Origin of the sequence: Variovorax paradoxus, assembly GCF_024734665.1 — a bacterium.
Lineage (GTDB): Bacteria > Pseudomonadota > Gammaproteobacteria > Burkholderiales > Burkholderiaceae_C > Variovorax.
The window spans coordinates 2,393,688-2,410,983 of record NZ_CP102931.1; the positions used below are offsets into that span (position 1 = coordinate 2,393,688).

The window sequence follows — 17,296 nt, forward strand, 5'->3', positions numbered from 1 at the left end:
CGTTGGCCCCGTCCGTTGTCAGAGATCGGCGAGACCCATGGCCGGATCGCTCACCGAGTGCTTGCCGGTTTCGACGCGGCCGGCAAAGCGGCGATAGAAGGCCGGATCGGCATCGCAGGTAACGGCGAAGTCGTACCACTGGCCGCTGCTGGCCAGCACCCACAGCTGCTCGGCCTTGCCGCCGCCGTTCACCGTGGCGTTCCACGGGCCGTCGTCGCGGTAGGCCTTGGCGCGCACTGTGAACTTGCAGGCGCCACCACCGCCGTTGAGCATTTCCAGGTACACGTTGCCGTTTGCAATGTCGTAGCACACCTGCACTTCGGGGTTGGGTGCGCCGCCGGCGCGAAGCCGGTTGAGGTCGCCCTTGAAGTGGCGGTGATAGCCGTTCGGCCCGAGCACCCACAGGTCGTAGAAGCCGCTGTTGTCGGTCGTGGGGTTCCACGTGTCGTCGAGCGTCTTGCCGGGCTCGACCATGTAACGGCGCGGCAGGCGGTCGAGGTTGAGCTTGTCGTACACATGGAACACGGCCGCGGCCTTGCCGCTGTTCTTGAAGATCAGCCGCATCTGGCCCTTGATGACGTCGGCGCGCGCGCTCGTGTGCAGCTCGTATGGCAGGGCGCGCGAGGGGCGTGTGCCGGTGGCCTGGCGCGGCAGTTGCGGGTCGAGCGGCAATGCCACTTGCGCCAGGGCCTGCTGGTCGGCACGCAGCTTGTCGGCGTCAGCCTTGGTCGTGCGTCCCGTCAGCGTGGGCAGTGCTTCCGTGTTGGGCGTGGCGAAGTTGAATGCGCTGGTGAGGTCGCCGCACACAGCGCGGCGGAACGGCGAGATGTTGGGCTCCTTCACACCGAAGCGTGCCTCGATGAAGCGGATCACCGAGGTGTGGTCGAAGGCCTGCGAATTGACCCAACCGCCGCGGCTCCACGGCGAGACGATATACATCGGCACGCGCACGCCGGGGCCGTACACGCGGCCGTCGGGTGCGGGCTGGCTGCTGGTGCCCGGCGGCTTCGGGTGCGTGAAGCGTTCCGCGGCGAGGTCGGCCTCGGGCAGCGTGGTCTTGCCGGCCATCGAGCCGTCGGGGTTGAGCGAGGGCGCGGCCGGCGAGGGGTAGTGATCGAAGTAGCCATCGTTCTCGTCGAAATTGATGAGCAGCACGGTCTTGCTCCACACGTCCGGCACGGCGGTGAGCGCGTCCAGCGTTTCCTGGATGTACCAGCCGCCCTGCACCGGGCTCGAGGGGCCGGGGTGCTCGGAGTAGGCCGCGGGTGCAACGATCCACGACACCTTCGGCAGCTTGCCGTTCTTGATGTCCTGGCGGAACTGCTCGAGGAAGCCGCCGTCGGGCATGGTGTTGGCAATGCCCTTGTAGAGCGGGTTGCCGGCGTCGTCGCTGGCCGGGTCGTAGGCGGGCGACGGGCCGTCGTTGCTCACCGGCTTGCCCGAATCCTCGTTGGCCTTGCGGTACTGCTTGAAGCCGGCCAACGGGTTGTCGGTGAAGTTGTCCGGCAGGCTCTGGTAGATGATCCAGCTGACCTTGGCTTCCTGCAGCCGCTCGGGGTAGGTCTTCCACTCGTAGCCGGTGGTGGACGGGCCGATGTCGTCCCATTCGTTGTTGACGGTGGCCACGTTGGCGCCCGTGGGGCCGTTGGTGCCGGTCCAGTGGAACATGCGGTTCGAGTTGGTGCCCGTGTGCATGCTGCAGTGGTAGTCGTCACACAGCGTGAAGGCATTGGCCAGCGCGAACTGGAACGTTACCTCGGCCTCCTTGAAGTAGCCCATCGACGCATTGGTCTTGTAGCGCGGCCATTGGTAGGCGCGCCCGCCGTCCCAGGCGTTCTGGCCGTCGCTCCAGGAGTGGGGGGTACCGCTCACGCGTTGTGCGTTGCCTTTGCGGCTGTCGAGGTGGTAGGGCAGGATGGGCTTGCCGGTGGCATCGCTCTGCTGCCACACGTTCAGGCCCTTGGGCAGCGGAATGGTGAAGCGGTCGCCGAAGCCGCGCACGCCCATCAGCGTGCCGAAGTATTGGTCGAACGAACGGTTCTCCTGCATCAGGATCACGATGTGTTCGACGTCCTGGATGGTGCCGGTCTTGTTGTTGGCCGGAATGGCGAGCGCGCGGCGGATGCTCGGCGGAAAGGCCGTCAGCGCGAGGGCGGCGGCGCCGGTTGTGGCCGTGCCGGTGAGAAATTTGCGACGTGAGTTCGTCATGGGCTTGTTGTTTTGGTTGGACATGGTTCGGCGGGGCTCAGGGTGCGCAGCTCTTCACGGGGGCAACGCCGGTGTCGGGTTGCGTGGGCGTGGTAGGGGGCGTGGGTGTGCCGCCGACGAAGCCGCCGCCACCTCCGCTGCCGCCGCAGGCGGAAAGGGCGCAGGCCAGAACGAGCGCGGGCACGAGGCGCGCGCAAAGAAGGGTGTGAACTTGCATGAGTTGATCCTCTGGAATCGTTGTTGTCTTGGGGCTCGGGAGTGATCGGGAGTGATCGGGGGTGATCGGGGGTGATCGGGGTCAGGGCAGCGTCGACAGCGGCGTGCCCGACTTGAAGATGCTGGTCAGCTCGTCGTTCGTGAGCGCGCGGTTCCAGATCGCGAAGTCGTCGAAGTCCATGGCACCGCGCGGCGAGGAGGTTTCGCGCTGGTAGTAGAGGCCGGTGCCGTCCTCGTTCAGGCCCAGGCCGTTGCCCAGGCCGCCGAGCTTGTCGACCAGCGCGCTGGTGATGGCGGTGCTGTTGGTCTGGATGCCCCTGACGGGGTCCATCACGTAGCCCTTCATCGTGAGTGCGGCCTTGTCGATCACCACCGCCACGTAGGCCCACTGGCCCGCGCTCAGGCTGTAGCCGTTGCTGTCGGCGCGTGCGCTGCCCGTGCCTACGTTGAAGCGGATCTCGCAGCTGCCGAACAGCCCGATGGCCAGGCCCGCGTTGCCGCCGGTGGTGTAGTTCTTGTTGCCGATCACCGTGCCGCCATTGCTCACGCCCTGGCTGCAGGTGTTGTCGGTGCGCATCCAGAAGCCGATGGTGAAGGCCGTGACGGCGGGGTTCGTCGTGACGTCGCTGTTCTGCACCAGGCGATAGCCGGCCATGCCGCTGGCGTTCTTCACGGTGCTGTCGACGCGCAGCGCCTTGGCCTTGTTGGGTGCCGGGAAGCCATCGTCGATCAGCGTGCCGCCGTTGGCGTCGGCCGCCCACGGTGCGAGGGTGGAGGCGTTCTTCGTGTCGACGCCCGGCAATGCGTTGAGCGGGTAGTAGTTGATCAGCCCGTTCGCCAGCGTGGCGGCGAGCGTCACCGGCGGTTCCGGCGGTATCGGCTTGACGTAGGCGATCTGCGCGGTGAGTGCCACGGTGGCCTCGTTGGCGACGACCGCGTACTGGAAGGTGTACGGCCCGTCGCTCTCGGCGACGATAGGGTCGATGTAGGCATTCGAGCCGGCCGGCAGCGTAGCCACCAGCTTGCTGTCACGCAGCACCTGCACTGGCGCGGTCGTGGTGCCAGCGAGCGTCCACGACAGTTCGATGCTGCGCTTGTCCGCACCCGTCTTCGCCGAGAGACCACGCAGCGACGTTGCCGCCTGCAGGGCCTGGCCGTTGAAGCGGTAGTCGGCGGCCGCAGGCAGCGCGCCGAGGTGACGCAACACGGTCGGCGCGATGTCGGTGGCGGCAGCGAGCGCGAGCAGGGTGGTGTCGGTGGGCGCAGCCGTGCCGACACCGGGCTGCGCCGCGAGCGTCTTGTTGCTGGCGATGAAGATCGTCTTGTTGTCGTTGTCCTGCACACCAGTGGCGCCGCCGAAGGCGTCGAGGCCGTGGCCGGTCGTGAGGATCACGAGCCAGTCTTCCTTCGGATCGTTGGCAGTGCGCTGCGCGATGCGCGCCAGCAACTGGCCCACGCCGGCGGCGGTGTCGGCGATCGCGCGCTGGTAGGCGTCGCTCTTCAGGCCGCTGCCCGCCGCTGTGGCCGGCGCGCCGTACTGCGCGACCAGCAGGTCGTAGCCGGTGTCGATGAGCTGCGCGGTGCGGTCGGTGACGCAGGCGTCGGCACCTGCGCAGTCGATTGCGGCGTCGAGCGTGCCGGCTTCGTTCGCCAGCAACTGCGGATAGAGCGCCCGAGCAGTGACGGAGGCCGTTTTGTAGCCGGCCGCCTTGTTGTTCTGCCTGGCGAGTGCGAAGACCGAGGGCGCGAGTTTGACGTCGATGCGCTGGTCGTTCGTGTCCCAGCGCACGCCGTGGCGCTGTACCCATGTGCCGGTCAGCAGCGTGGCCCAACCCGGGCCGTCCGTGGTGCGCTGTTCGCTCAGCGTGCCGTTGGCGCCGCCGGTCCATGCCGGAGCAACGCGCAGCGACTGCAACGCCGGCACCTTGTTCTGTGCCATGGCATCGCGAAGCGTCGCGTACGCGAGGCCATCGATCTCGACGACGAGTGCCTTGGGCCCGCTCTTGCCCTGGTTGACGGTGGGTGCCGGGTTGCTTCCGCTACCGGGCGACGGTGTGCCAATGGGCGAGAAACCGTTGCCACTACCTCCACCGCAGGCGGTGAGAAGCAGCAGAGCGCACATGCCTGTTCCCGCCAATGCGCGGCGCGTGTTCATTCCTCTGATCATGTTTTCCCTCGAAGTTCTGAGACGCATATCCCGCGGCTGCGCCGAAGGAACGTGGGTGTCTTTCTGTTCTTGTGCAAATAAAGTTATTTACAATAAAACACACAAATACTCTTAATGCCTCAGATGCTGCGGTTCTCAGGTGACAGCGGTTTGACAAGCCCCGCGAAGGCAAACGCCCAAAAAAACGGGGCCCGAAGGCCCCGTGCGAGAGAAATGAAAAAGAGGAACGCGCCGGTTCAGCGAATCTGCGCTTCGTAGTTCCTCTCGAGCGCCGCGTGGTTCGTCCAGAAGCCCTGCGGCTTGCTGCCTGCCAGCACCTCGATGAGCACGTCGACATGCGCATGCCACCCACCCGCCACGCTGACCATGTCCTTGCGGCTTGCCAGCCGGCGATGCGTGAGCACGAGCTGCGTGGAGTTTCCCTGCGGCGTGAGCTCGAAGGTGACTTCCGACGGCGCAGGGCCTTCGTCCCAGCTGATCGTCAGCAGCGTCGGCGCTTCCATGCGCACCAGCCGCGACTTCTGCACGATCGGCTGGCGGCACTCTGCGTAGCGATCGGGGGCTACTTCGCCAGTGAGTTCGGTGTGGTTGAAGCGCAGGTCGAACATCTCGCCCGGCTTCTGCGCCATGGTGCCGTCGGCAAGCCACGCGGCGCGTTTGTCGGGGTCGATCAGGTAGGCCCACACGCGCTCGATGGGGGCGGGCAGCGTGCGTTCCATGCGGGAGATCACTTTCGCGATTTCTCTTCGCGCCGCAGTTCCTGCTCCAGCCGTTACAGCGGATACACCCGGGACGCACAACGCCGTCGGGAGGCTGGATCGATGAGGGTGCCGCTCCTAGGATTCGCTTCGTACCATCCACTCGACCAAAGAAAGAGAAAACGAAATGAACCCTCTAACCCAGCGCCGCAGCCTGCTGCTTGCCGCCTCCGTCCTGCCGCTCGCCAGCGCATGCACTGCCTGGTCTGGCACGGCATCGCAGTCTTCGGCCGAAGCGCAGCTCGCCGCACTCGAAAGCACCTCGGGAGGCCGCCTGGGCGTGGTCGGCTTTCACACCGGCAGTGGCGCACGCATCCAGCACCGGCCGCACGAACGCTTTCCGCTGTGCAGCACCTTCAAACTGATGCTGGCCGCGGCCGTGCTCGAGCGCAGCACCAAGGACAGCGGCCTGCTGTCGAGGAACATCAGCTACAGCAAGGTGGATCTGGTCGCCTATTCGCCGATCACCGAGAAGCACGTTGCCACCGGCATGACCGTGGCCGCGATGTGCGCCGCCACCGTGCAGTACAGCGACAACGCTGCCGCCAACCTGCTGCTGAAGGTGTTGGGTGGCCCGCCCGCCGTGACCGCCTTTGCGCGCGGCATCGGCGACCAGACCTTCAGGCTCGACCGTACCGAGCCCGAGCTCAACACCAGTATTCCTGGCGACCCGCGCGACACCACCACGCCCGCGGCCATGGCCGACAGCGTGCAGCGGCTGGCGCTGGGGGATGCGCTGGGTACGGCGCAGCGCGACCAGCTGCAGACCTGGCTGCTGGGCAACACCACAAGCACCGAGCGTTTCCTGGCGGGCGTGCCGGCCGGCTGGAGGGTGGGGGACAAGACCGGATCGGGCTCGTATGGCTCCACGAATGACGTCGGCGTGCTGTGGCCGCCGGCCGGTGCGCCTATCGTGCTGTCGGTGTATCTCACCTTTCCGCAGAAGGATGCGAAGGGGCGCAACGATGTCATTGCGTCGGCAACGCGCATTGCGGTGGCTGCGCTGGCAGGCTGATCAGCGAAGGTCGAACAGCGCGGCAGCGTTACCCCAGGCGACGCGTTGCGCTACGTCGGCCGGCAGATCGCCAAGCCAGGTGCGGTAGCCGCGCATCGTTTCGTCATAGGCACTCCAGCGCTGGTTGACCCAGGTGTCGGAGCCGACCATGAAGCGACCCGGGTACTTGAGGATCAGCGCCCGCCACTCGGGGCACAGCCTGCCGCCTTCGCAGGTCAGCCCCGGCCGGTACGAGAGTTCGCCCATCAGCAGCGGATAGCGCTCCAGCAGTGCCTGCACCCGCTCGACCGGTGCACCGCCGATGCCGGTATGCGCCCAGATCAGGCGCAGGGCCTGCCCTTTCGAAGGGGCGTTCGCCATCAGCAGGTCGATTGCCACGTCGTCGACGTGCGCAAGCACCGCGAGCTTGCGCTGCTCTGCCAGCACGATCAGCTTCTTCGCCACGGGGCCGTTGGCGTCGGCGCTGTCGTACAAGTGGAACTCCCCGAGCCCGCGATAGGGGCCGCTCGCGGTGCCGCGTGCAAGCTCGGTCTGCACCATCTCGTAGATGGTCTCGTCGCGGAACCAGTTGGTGTAGTCGTCGCGGTTGCGGTACAGGCGCACGAAGGGCACGACAGTCACGCCCGCGGCGCGTGTTTCGCGCGCTGCGGCCAGGGTCTGCGTGCCCGCGTTGGGGCGCGAATTGGCAATGATCGCCTTGACGTTGTTGCGCTGTATGCGCGCGAGCGCCTCGGCGGGCGGATAGGGACCGGTGTTGCCGTCCCAGGCTTCCTGGTTGTAGTGCAGGTGCGTGTCGAACAAGGGGCCTGCATAGGCCGGGGCTTGCCCGTAGGCGCTGGGCGCGATGGCCGTGCAGGCGGCCATGAGCATGGCGGCGATTGGCGCAATGGTTTTCATGCGGTTTCGAACCAGGTCAGGCATCCGGGTAGTGCTCGGCCAGCACTTCGCGAACGGTCTCCTGCAGCCCCTCGAACATCTCCGTGACGTTGACTGCCTTGCCGTCCTCGATTCGCTTGGAGATCATGGTCTTGGGAAACAGCAGAAGCGTCGTCTGCTTGTACCGGAGCGCGGGGTCTCGTCCGTATTCGTCCTCGACCATCCACCAGTCGAAATCGGTACGAGTGCTGATGAACACTTTGCCGAATGCGAGGCCCAGCGCCTGAAGGGAGTAGGTGGCTTCCGGCTCGACGAGCTTCGAGTCGATGACCTTCTGCAGCGCGGCAAGGTCTGTCCTTGTACCGGTCAACTCGTGACCGCTGGCTTCGGACACCAGCTCCGACGCGTGCATGAGCTGCGTGGCAATGGCCCGAAGGTCCGACTTTGCGGGCGAAACGATCTTTTGTTCCATGGCGCGAGTATTCCATCCAATCGCGCCGCAGAAAACCCTGGTCACGTGAAGCCGCACACCCCCTCCGGGACGCACGAAGGCAATTTCGCTATATTCTTGCAGATACGACGAGAGGCCTCTCGCTCCGACTTGCTACCCAGGTGACAAACACAATGCTCAACCCGCCATTCAAACGTCTCGTGTCGGGCCAGACTGCTGTTTCCGAAACGCAGAGTCCGGTTTTCCGCAGCGTCGCCGCCTGCTGCGATCCTGTCGGGGGTACGGACGAGCCGGCGGCGAACGGCCGCATCAGGCTTTCCGATCTGGACACGAACTTCTTCTGCTCCGTGATCGGCACCTGCCTGACGACATCCGAACTGCGCAAGCTGATGGCCCGATACGGCGATCTGCAAGGCGTGAGCGACCTCGACATCCACCACGACTCGGTGCGGCTTGCCACGCAAGACGCCGGGGTCGCCAAAGCATTGCAGAAAGCACTGGATCATCGGCACGCCCCGGTCATCCAGCGTGTCTCGAAGATCCACGCAACCTCGGAGCTGAGAGAGTTCTGGGAGGAGGCGCTTCGCCAGGGAGAGATCCCCGGAGCCTACTGGGCCGTTCTCATGCATCGCAAGGCCACGCCCGAATTGAGGAGCAAGGTCTTCGGCGACGTTCACATGCTGTCGCACCTGGTGGGCGCTGCGAACCGGGCGGACATCAGGCGCCTGGTCGCGCTCGAACGGGAGAACACCGAACTGCGCGAGCGGCTTGATCGTCAGCAGGCCAGGTCGCACGAACTCACCGAGGAGCGGGACAACGCGGTCTCGAAGTTGAAGCACGAGCTGATTCATCACGCCGCAAGCCCCAAGGGGGCATCGTTTCCGCCGGATGAACCGGAGCTGGCGGCGCGGATCAGGCAGGAAGAGAGCGAGCGGGCCGCATCCCTGATTGCAGTCCAGACCGGGCGGCGCGAGCGCGCCGAGCAAGCCGCGGTGGCGGCTGTTGCCGAGGCGAACCGGCTCCAGGAAGAGCTGGAGCACCTGCGCGAGCATGCGATCGCGTTGGGTCGTGAACTCGCGGCAGCCGAGGCCCAGCTGAAGCTGAATGCCGGCGAAGCCGCGCCCAGCGCCTATCTCGACAGCCAGCTGCAAGGCCGGCGGATTCTCTACGTCGGCGGCCGGCCGAGTTCGATGCCGGCCATCCGCGATCTCGTGCATCGGCACGGCGGTGAGTTCCAGCGCCATGGCGGCAGGCTCGAAGACCGGTCGGGGCTGTTGGCCTCTGCGGTGTCGTGGGCCGAGGTGGTGGTGTTTCCGGTCGACTGCATCGACCACGAGTCGGTGGACAGCCTCAAGCGGCTCTGTGTGCGTCAGCAGGTCCGGTATGTGCCCTTGCGCAGCGCCGGCATCGGATGCTTCGCGGCCGCCTTTTCCAGCCCGCCGGCCGAGAGCCCGGATGCGCCAGACCTGTCGTCGGGCGGGTCGATCTGCCGGCGCAACGGCTGAAGGCGCCTGCATTGCCTGCCTGATAAGGCAGGCCTATCACGCGGTCGAATCAAACGATTGGCGCCGAAAACGTCCTTCGGAAACCATCTCTCCCGGTGCAGCAATGTTGCTGCAACCCCAACCAGGAGATGAAATTGGCCAAGATTGTTTGTGTGCTCTACGACGACCCCGTCACCGGCTACCCCAAGACCTACGCCCGCGACGACCTGCCGCACCTAGAGCGCTACCCCGACGGACAGTCGCTGCCCACGCCCAAGGGCATCGACTTCAAGCCCGGCACCTTGCTGGGCAGCGTCTCGGGCGAACTGGGCCTGCGCAAGTACCTGGAGTCCAACGGCCACCAGCTGGTGGTGACCTCCAGCAAGGACGGCGTCGACAGCGTGCTCGACCGCGAACTGCATGACGCGGAGATCGTCATCTCGCAGCCCTTCTGGCCCGCCTACATGACGGCCGAGCGCATCGCCAAGGCGCCGAAGCTCAAGATGATCGTGACTGCCGGCATCGGCTCGGACCACACCGACCTGCAGGCCGCCATGGACCGCGGCATCACCGTGGCCGAGGTGACCTACTGCAACAGCAACAGCGTGGCCGAACACGTCGTGATGATGACGCTGAGCCTGGTGCGCAACTACATCCCCTCGTACAACTGGGTGATCAAGGGCGGCTGGAACATCGCCGACTGCGTGGCGCGTTCGTACGACCTCGAAGGCATGAACATCGGTACTGTGGCCGCCGGCCGCATCGGCCTGCGCGTGCTGCGCCTGCTGAAGCCTTACGACGTCAAGCTGCACTACATGGACCGCCACCGCCTGCCGGAGGCCGTGGAGAAAGAGCTCGGCCTGACCCACCACACCAGCCTGGAGAGCCTGTCGAAGGTGTGCGACGTGGTCACGCTGAACTGCCCGCTGCACCCCGAGACCGAGAACATGGTCAATGCGCAGTCGCTGAAGAACTTCAAGCGCGGCGCCTACCTGATCAACACGGCGCGCGGCAAGCTGAGCGACCGCGATGCGATAGCCGCTGCGCTCGAGAGCGGCCAGCTCGCCGGCTATGCAGGCGACGTGTGGTTCCCGCAACCGGCGCCGGCCGACCACCCGTGGCGCACCATGCCGCACCACGGCATGACGCCGCACATCTCAGGCACCAGCCTCTCGGCGCAGGCGCGTTATGCGGCCGGCACGCGAGAGATTCTCGAGTGCTACTTCGACAAGCGGCCGATCCGCAACGAGTACCTGATCGTCCAGGGCGGCGAGCTTGCGGGCGTTGGCGCGCACTCGTACAGCGCCGGCAATGCGACCAAGGGGGCGGAAGAGGCTGCGCGCTTCGCGAAGAAGTAAGGAAGGTCCGCTCAGGTGGGCGGCAGAAAACCGTCCACCCAGCCCTGCAGATCGAGTTCGCGAAAACGGCGCATGGCGGCATCGAGCAGCGGCGCCCGCGGCTGCTGCCCCAGCAGCACAAGGCCGATGTCGCGCTGCAGCTGCGGCGCCATCGGTATTGCGCAGAGCTGCTCCGCCGACTCCGTCAGGCACAGCACGCTATGCGGCAGGATGCTGTAGAGCCCGGCCCGGCGCACATGCGCCCACAGCGCGGTCATTGAATCCGTCTCCACCTGCGGCACCGCTTCCACGCCCGCCGCGGCAAAGGCTGCGTCCATGCCGCGACGGCACTGCAGGTTGGTGGTGAAGAGGCAGAGCGGAAAGCTCGCCGCGTCCGACCACGACATCGACGTCATGCCTTCGAGCATCGACTTGTCGGCCGCGACGAACACGTAGCGCTCGCGAAAGATCGGCAGGGTCTCGAAGGCGCTCAGCCGTTCGTCGTCGAGGTAACTGAGCCCGAGATCGAGCTCGAAGTTGGCGATCTTGCGCAGCGTGTCTGTGGCCGACAGCGTATAGATCTCGTGCCGCATGCGCGGGTACTGCTGCAGACAGCACTGCGTGAGCATCGGCACCAGCGGCAGGGAGGCGGGGATGACGCCCATCCTCAGCGTGCCGACAGGGTCGTCTTCGCTGGCGCGGGCGTCCTGGCGCAGGCTCTCGCAATCGGCCAGCACGCGCCGCGCCCATGCGAGCACGCGCTCGCCGTCCTTGGTGAAGCCCTCGAAGCGCCGTCCGCGCTGGACGATGACAACGCCCAGCTCCTGCTCGATGCCGCGGATCGCGCCCGACAGCGCAGGCTGCGACACGTTGCACGCGGCGGCCGCGCGGCCGAAATGCTTTTCCTGCGCCAGCGCGACGACGTAGCTCAACTGTCGAATGAACATGGGTCAACCCTTGTCGGTGAGTCGAACCATTGTATTTTTGGAAATATAACGAAACGGGATCGAGGTTATCTGAAAGAAGGCAAGCCGTTCAGGTTTGCACGTACTCGTCAGGCCCCGGCGCTGACGGCGCGGGCTGCGGCTCGCCCAGCATCTCGCGCAAGGTCGCTTCGATCGTGCGGGACATCGCATCAAGCGCGAGGTCGTTCGGCGAGGTGCCGAACGGGTCTTCGATCTCGGCCCCGAGCGCTTCGAGCGCGAAGAAGGTGTAGGCGATGAACGCGACCACCACCGGCGTCATCGGGCCGATGGCGTCCACCAGGCCGAAGGGCAGCAGCACGCAGTACAGGTAGATCGTGCGGTGGATGATGACCGAGTAGGTGAACGGAATCGGCGTGCCCGCGATGCGCTCGCACCCGCCCAGCGCTTCGGTCAGGCGGCCCAGCGGAATTTCCATGGCCTGGGCGAGCGTCGGGTCGAGCTGGCCGCCCTTGCGCTTGTCCCGCAGCCATTCGCCGACCATCAGCAGGAGAACGGCCGGCTTGAAGCGCGCGGCTTGCAGGCGGGCGCAGTCTTCGGGCGGCAGCAGCCGCGCGAGGTCCGCCGAGGGATCGGTGCCGCGCAACTGGTGGCGCAGTGCATGCACGAAGGCGATGAGGCGAAGGGTCGGCGTGCCTGCTTCGGCCGGGGCATCGGCCAGCGTCAGCACCTGCCGCACCAGCGAGCGGGTCTCGTTGAGCAGCGTGCCCCACAGTGTGCGCGCCTCCCAGTAGCGCGAATAGCTCGTGCCGTTGCGAAAGCCCAGGAAGATGGCCAGCGTCAGGCCGATGAGCGAGAAGGGCACGAAGTTGAGCGGCACCTTCCACTGGAACAGCCGGCCGTGAAGCACCGTCACCATCACCGCGAAGGCGGTGGTCCACAGGAGCTGCGGCGCTATGTCCAGCAGGACCGAGCCGCGCCACACGAAGAGCATGCGCAGCCAATGAGGGCGGGGTCGGACGATCATCGGTCGGCGATTATCCCCGCACGACCGGCCCGCAGGCCCCTACAGCACGAACCAGCCCACCGCCACGTAGTGGCTCGCAGTGCCTGCCAGCACGAACAGGTGCCAGGCTCCGTGCGCATGCCGGAAGCCTTGCCTGTTGCGATAGAACACGGTGCCCGCCGTGTAGAGCACGCCGCCGATCAGCAGCCATGCCAGCCCCGCGCCGTCGAGCCGCGCAGCCAGCGGCACGGCGGCCAGCACGCCGAGCCATCCCATCCCGATGTACAGCGCCAGCGAGGGCTTCTTCTGTCCGCTGCCCTTGGCCGGCATCAACTCGCGCCAGATTCCGAAAAGCGCCGCACCCCAGATCGTCGCCAGCAACAGCCAGCCCCATGGGCCTTGCAACGTGACCAGCGCAAAGGGCGTGTAGGTGCCGGCGATCAGCAGGTAGATGGCGCAGTGGTCGGCGCGCTCCCACATGCGCTTGAGGCGCCCGCGCGTGCTGTGAAAGAGGGTGGAGGCCGCATACAGGGCCACGGCCGAGAGTGAGAACACCAGCGCTCCCGCGATGCGCGCGGGGTCGCCGGTGGGCAAGGTCTTGGCGAGCAGCAACGCCGTTGCAGGCAGCGCGAGCAGCAGGCCCAGCAGGTGGCTGTATCCGTTGAGTCGTTCTCCGGGGTACATCGTGCTGGCTGCCTTTCGTGCTCTGCCTCAGCGGCCCGTTTCCTTCAGGTAGGTCTTGCGCGCCGCGAACGCCGTGTTCGCGAAGTCCGAGAACACACCGTCGATGCCGGCGCGGAAGTACGCCAGGTACTCGGCCGTCGGGTCGCCCTTGTAGATCCCGGCCAGGTACTTTGCCTCATTGCGGAAGGTATAGCTGTGCACGAACAGGCCGGCCTTGTGCGCATCGGCGATCAGGCTGGTGGGTTTGATGGTGTTCACGTCGGCCAGGCCCTTGTTGGGCGTGACGAAGGGCACGATGGTGTGGGCCATGACTTGCGGCTTCCACGGGCCGATGCCGTCGGCATAGGTCTTCACGTCGGCCAGGCCCGCAGGCGTGAGCATTTCGCCGAACCACTTGGGGTTGCCGGCCAGCGTCCAGCTGTAGGGGCGGCCGTCGACGAAGGTGTAGACGTCCTTGGTGACGTAGATCATCTCGCCAGTCTGGTAGTTGACGTCGTTGCCGTCCACCAGTTGCACGGCGCGAGCCTTCATGCCGGCCGAGCGCAGGTACTTCAGGCTCTCGGGCTCGAAGCTCTGCACGAAGATCGGCGCGTCCTTGCGGTTGAGATCGTTGAAATTCATGATCTTCAGCAGCGCGTCTTCCAGCGGATGGCTGCCCGCCGGGCCGCAGCCGTTGGCGATGGCCTGCGCGTTGTTCCAGATCGGGTTCTTGGTTTCCGGATACACGGTGAGCGTGCGGCCCGTGGAGGCGCTCTTTGCCTTGGCGATATCGATCACTTCCTGGAAGCTCAGGATCGGCAGCTTGCCGTTGAGGTCGGTGGGGCGCTGGTCCCGGGCGTCGTAGGTGGTGCCGCGAATCCACTGGCGCAGTTCGTCCATCGTGAAGTCGGTGATGGACCAGTCGTTGGTGTGGTCCTCGCCATCGACGATGAGCGACTTGAGCACCGACTTCGGATCGCTCGGATCGGTCAGGTCGCTCAGGTACTGGGCCGGGCCGTTGGCCTCGATGGCCGGGTACTTCACGTTGACCAGCACGCCCGGCACGGTGCGCTTGCGGCCCGCGACGGAGGTGTTGGTCGTGGCGACGTCGGCGATGTTGGTGTTGTCGCTGAGCCAGGGGTTGTGGCGCGCGACGAGCACGCAGTCCTTGGTGAGGTGCAGGTCGGTCTCGAGCGAATCGGCACCGGCATCGGCCGCGGCTTCGTAGGCGACCTTGGTTTCTTCGGGGTACAGGCCTGGCAGGCCGCGATGGCCGATGACCAGGGGCACGGAGCCGTCGAGCGTGCCCAGCGGGGCGGGGGCAGGGGGAGCCGGGGCTGGTGCGGGCGCCGGTGCCGGCGGGAGGACCGGGAACGAGACACCTCCGTCGTTGCCGCCACCACAGGCGGCTATCACGAGGCAGCCACCGATGGCTGCGATGGCGGCGCGAACCGGCCGGGGCGCGGGTGCGGGGACGCTCTTTGTCATGTGCGGTCTTCGAGTGTTTGTTGAAAGAGAAACGAAAGCCGCCGGATGCTAGGTTTGCCCCATGACGGGACAGTGACCGGCGCTCGCTCCCCGAAGCCGCGCGCAGGCTCAGGGCCGCGTGCCCACCAGCACTGGCTGGAAGAATGCGCCGTCGATGCGCCGAACGTCCTGCAGCCCCGCTTCCCGCATGAGCTCGCACAGCCGCGTCGTCGATATGGCGTAGTAGCGCGAGCGCATCACGCGCGTGCTCACGGCATGCGTGGCGAGGTCTTCCGTGACGAAGAAGAAGCCAAGGTCGTAGTGCTCGCCCGTGCCCCCGTCATCGAAATCCCAGACCTGGAACAGCACATGGCGCTGTCCGTTCTCCACGCGCGCGCCGTAGTGCTTCACGAGGTTGCTGCCGCGCTCTTCCTTCGCATAGTCGCGCACGCTGACGACGCAGCCGCCACCTGGGCGCAGGCAGGCGGTCATCTGGCGCAAGGCGGTCAGCAGGTCGGCGTCGGTCTGCAGATGCGGCATTGAGTTGTCGCAGGACATGACGACGTCGAAGCCGCCGCCGTGATGTGTGTGCGCCTCGCGCATGTCGCACACCGAGAAAGCGATGTCGAGGCCGCGCAGTTTCGCTTCATGCCGCGCGCGTTCGATCTCGTTGGCCGACAGGTCGGAGGCCGTCACCGTGCGGCCGAGCGCCGCAAGCCCGAGCGTTTGCGTGCCGATGCCGCACGACACATCGAGCACCTTGCGATGCGCGCCACCACCGGGCCATTCGGCCTCGATGAGTTGCGAGAGCTTGTCGCCCTGCAGGCGGATGCTCTCGCTCCAGTCCGGATAGATCAGGTGATAGAGCGGCGCGAGCTCGTCGTAGAAATCGTCGGTCATGCGCTTTATCGTGGCACCTTGCCCACGGTGTTCGGCGCCCGGAGAAAGTCGAAGTCCACGCCCTTGTCGGCCTGCATCACGGTCTGCAGGAACAGCTTCTTGTAGCCGCGCTCGGCGGTGGGTTCGACCACCGTCGTTTCCTTCGCGCGGCGCGCCAGTTCTTCGTCCGTCACCAGCAGTGAGATCTCGCGCTTGGCCACGCTGAGCCTGATGCGGTCGCCGCTGCGCACATACGCCAGAGGCCCGCCGATGGCCGACTCGGGCGTCACGTGCAGCACGATGGTGCCGAAAGCCGTGCCGCTCATGCGACCGTCGGAGATGCGCACGATGTCTTTCACGCCGGCACGCGCGAGCTTGCGTGGAATCGGAATGTAGCCCGCCTCGGGCATGCCCGGCGCGCCCTTGGGCCCGATGTTCTTGAGCACCAGCACGTCTTGCGGCGTGACGTCGAGCGCGTCGCTGTCGATGCGCTGCACCAGGTCTTCAGCGTTCTCGAAGACCACGGCGCGGCCCTCGTGCTCCATCAGCGCCGGGTCGGCGGCCGATTGTTTGATGATCGCGCCGCCCGGCGCCAGGTTGCCCCACAGCACCGCGATGCCGCCCTGCGGATAGATCGGCTGGCTGGCGGGCCGCACCACGTCCTGCCTGAAGCCCGGCCCGGCGCGCTCGATTTCTTCGCCCAGCGTGCGGCCCGTGACCGTGAGCGCATCGAGGTGCAGCAGCGGCTTGAGTTCGCGTAGCAGCGTGGCCATGCCACCAGCGGCGTGGAAGTCTTCCATGTAGTGCTGGCCTGAGGGCTTCAGGTCGAGCAGCACCGGCGTCTCGCGGCCCATGCGGTCGAGCGCGAGCAGGTCGATGTCCAGGCCCATGCGGCCGGCGATGGCTGCGAGGTGCACGATGCCGTTGGTCGAGCCGCCGATGGCCAGCAGCACGCGCATCGCGTTCTCGAAGGCGGCGGGGGTCAGCACCTTGTCGATGGTGAGGCGGTCGCGCGCGATCTGCACGGCTTGCGCGCCGGTCTGCTCTGCGATGCGGATGCGGTCGGCCGTCACAGCGGGTGGCGAGGCGCCGCCCGGCATCGTCATGCCCAGCGCCTCGGCAATGCAGGCCATGGTGCTGGCCGTGCCCATCACCGAGCAGGTGCCCACGCTCGCGACCAGCTGGTTGTTGACGTCTGCGGCTTCCTCGGCGTCGATCTCGCCCGCGCGGTACCTGCCCCAGTAGCGCCGGCAGTCGGTGCAGGCGCCCACGCGTTCGCCGCGATGGCTGCCCGTGAGCATCGAGCCGGTGATGAGCTGGATCGACGGCAGGCCCGCGGAGGCTGCGCCCATGAGCTGCGCCGGCACGGTCTTGTCGCAGCCGCCGATGAGCACCACGGCGTCCATGGGCTGCGCGCGCACCATCTCCTCGGTGTCCATCGACATCAGGTTGCGCAGGTACATGCTGGTCGGCGCGGCGAAGCTTTCGTGCACCGAGATGGTCGGAAAGTCCATCGGCAGGCCGCCCGCGAGCATCACGCCGCGCTTGACGGCCTCGATGAGCTGCGGCGCGTTGCCGTGGCAGGGGTTGTAGGCGCTGCCGGTGTTGGCGATGCCGACCACGGGGCGGTCGAGCGCCGCATCGGTATAGCCCGCGCCCTTGATGAAGGCCTTGCGCAGGAAGAGCGAGAAGCCGCGGTCGCCGTAGCTGGTCAGGCCCTTGCGCATGCCCGCGTTGCTGTTGTCGGTGTTGTCGTCGGGCTCGAAGGGGGATTCGGACATCGGGCGTGGGTTTGTTGTTCGTCGGAACTGGTATTTGACTCGCTGACAGCTTTTCTGGCTTTTCT

The 17,296-nt window shown here is 66.4% G+C and carries 15 protein-coding genes; 3 read left to right on the forward strand and 12 right to left on the reverse strand.

Going from position 1 to position 17,296, the window contains the following annotated elements; genetic code table 11:
• Positions 1 to 18 precede the first annotated feature (18 nt).
• The 4 genes from NWF24_RS11260 to NWF24_RS11275 form a co-directional block, all read right to left on the reverse strand.
• Positions 19 to 2,208 (reverse strand): phosphocholine-specific phospholipase C, encoded by a 2,190-nt coding sequence (locus NWF24_RS11260; RefSeq protein WP_258354241.1) that lies wholly within the window; start codon positions 2,206 to 2,208, stop codon positions 19 to 21.
• A gap of 37 nt (positions 2,209 to 2,245) precedes the next feature.
• A complete protein-coding gene (locus NWF24_RS11265; protein WP_258354242.1) occupies positions 2,246 to 2,425 on the reverse strand; it encodes a hypothetical protein in 180 nt (59 codons plus the stop codon).
• Positions 2,426 to 2,506: 81 nt separating this feature from the next.
• A complete protein-coding gene (locus tag NWF24_RS11270) occupies positions 2,507 to 4,579 on the reverse strand; it encodes a LamG domain-containing protein (RefSeq protein WP_258354243.1) in 2,073 nt (690 codons plus the stop codon).
• Positions 4,580 to 4,827: 248 nt separating this feature from the next.
• Positions 4,828 to 5,310, reverse strand: a complete 483-nt coding sequence (locus NWF24_RS11275) for an SRPBCC family protein (RefSeq protein ID WP_258354244.1) — start codon at positions 5,308 to 5,310, stop codon at positions 4,828 to 4,830.
• A 166-nt stretch (positions 5,311 to 5,476) separates the two neighbouring features.
• Between NWF24_RS11275 and bla the strand changes: the two genes are divergently transcribed.
• Positions 5,477 to 6,364: a class A beta-lactamase gene (gene bla, locus NWF24_RS11280; protein WP_258354245.1), complete on the forward strand. Its 888-nt coding sequence runs from the start codon at positions 5,477 to 5,479 to the stop codon at positions 6,362 to 6,364.
• Here bla and NWF24_RS11285 read toward each other — a convergent pair whose 3' ends face one another.
• Both NWF24_RS11285 and NWF24_RS11290 read right to left on the reverse strand, forming a co-directional pair.
• Positions 6,365 to 7,261 (reverse strand): amidohydrolase, encoded by an 897-nt coding sequence (locus NWF24_RS11285; protein ID WP_258354246.1) that lies wholly within the window; start codon positions 7,259 to 7,261, stop codon positions 6,365 to 6,367.
• A gap of 16 nt (positions 7,262 to 7,277) precedes the next feature.
• A complete protein-coding gene (locus NWF24_RS11290; RefSeq protein WP_258354247.1) occupies positions 7,278 to 7,712 on the reverse strand; it encodes a DUF3806 domain-containing protein in 435 nt (144 codons plus the stop codon).
• A gap of 152 nt (positions 7,713 to 7,864) precedes the next feature.
• On the opposite strand from NWF24_RS11290, the gene NWF24_RS11295 reads away from it, so the two are divergent.
• Together NWF24_RS11295 and NWF24_RS11300 are read left to right on the forward strand one after the other, a co-directional pair.
• A complete protein-coding gene (locus NWF24_RS11295) occupies positions 7,865 to 9,196 on the forward strand; it encodes a DUF2325 domain-containing protein (RefSeq protein ID WP_258354248.1) in 1,332 nt (443 codons plus the stop codon).
• 134 nt (positions 9,197 to 9,330) lie between these two features.
• On the forward strand, positions 9,331 to 10,533 hold the full coding sequence (locus tag NWF24_RS11300) for an NAD-dependent formate dehydrogenase (RefSeq protein ID WP_258354249.1): 1,203 nt from the start codon (positions 9,331 to 9,333) through the stop codon (positions 10,531 to 10,533).
• Between the two features lie 11 nt (positions 10,534 to 10,544).
• On the opposite strand, the gene NWF24_RS11305 is transcribed toward NWF24_RS11300, so the two are convergent.
• The 6 genes from NWF24_RS11305 to NWF24_RS11330 form a co-directional block, all read right to left on the reverse strand.
• Positions 10,545 to 11,459, reverse strand: coding sequence for a LysR family transcriptional regulator (locus NWF24_RS11305; RefSeq protein WP_258354250.1), 915 nt, complete (start codon positions 11,457 to 11,459; stop codon positions 10,545 to 10,547).
• 88 nt (positions 11,460 to 11,547) lie between these two features.
• Entirely contained in the window at positions 11,548 to 12,462 is a 915-nt protein-coding gene (locus NWF24_RS11310) for a bestrophin family protein (RefSeq protein ID WP_258354251.1), read from the reverse strand.
• A gap of 39 nt (positions 12,463 to 12,501) precedes the next feature.
• Positions 12,502 to 13,125: a PAQR family membrane homeostasis protein TrhA gene (gene trhA / locus NWF24_RS11315; protein WP_258354252.1), complete on the reverse strand. Its 624-nt coding sequence runs from the start codon at positions 13,123 to 13,125 to the stop codon at positions 12,502 to 12,504.
• A 27-nt stretch (positions 13,126 to 13,152) separates the two neighbouring features.
• Positions 13,153 to 14,592 (reverse strand): glycerophosphodiester phosphodiesterase family protein, encoded by a 1,440-nt coding sequence (locus tag NWF24_RS11320; RefSeq protein ID WP_258354253.1) that lies wholly within the window; start codon positions 14,590 to 14,592, stop codon positions 13,153 to 13,155.
• A gap of 108 nt (positions 14,593 to 14,700) precedes the next feature.
• Positions 14,701 to 15,471 (reverse strand): class I SAM-dependent methyltransferase, encoded by a 771-nt coding sequence (locus NWF24_RS11325; RefSeq protein ID WP_258354254.1) that lies wholly within the window; start codon positions 15,469 to 15,471, stop codon positions 14,701 to 14,703.
• A 5-nt stretch (positions 15,472 to 15,476) separates the two neighbouring features.
• A complete protein-coding gene (locus NWF24_RS11330) occupies positions 15,477 to 17,231 on the reverse strand; it encodes an IlvD/Edd family dehydratase (protein WP_258354255.1) in 1,755 nt (584 codons plus the stop codon).
• Between the last annotated feature and the right edge of the window lie 65 nt (positions 17,232 to 17,296).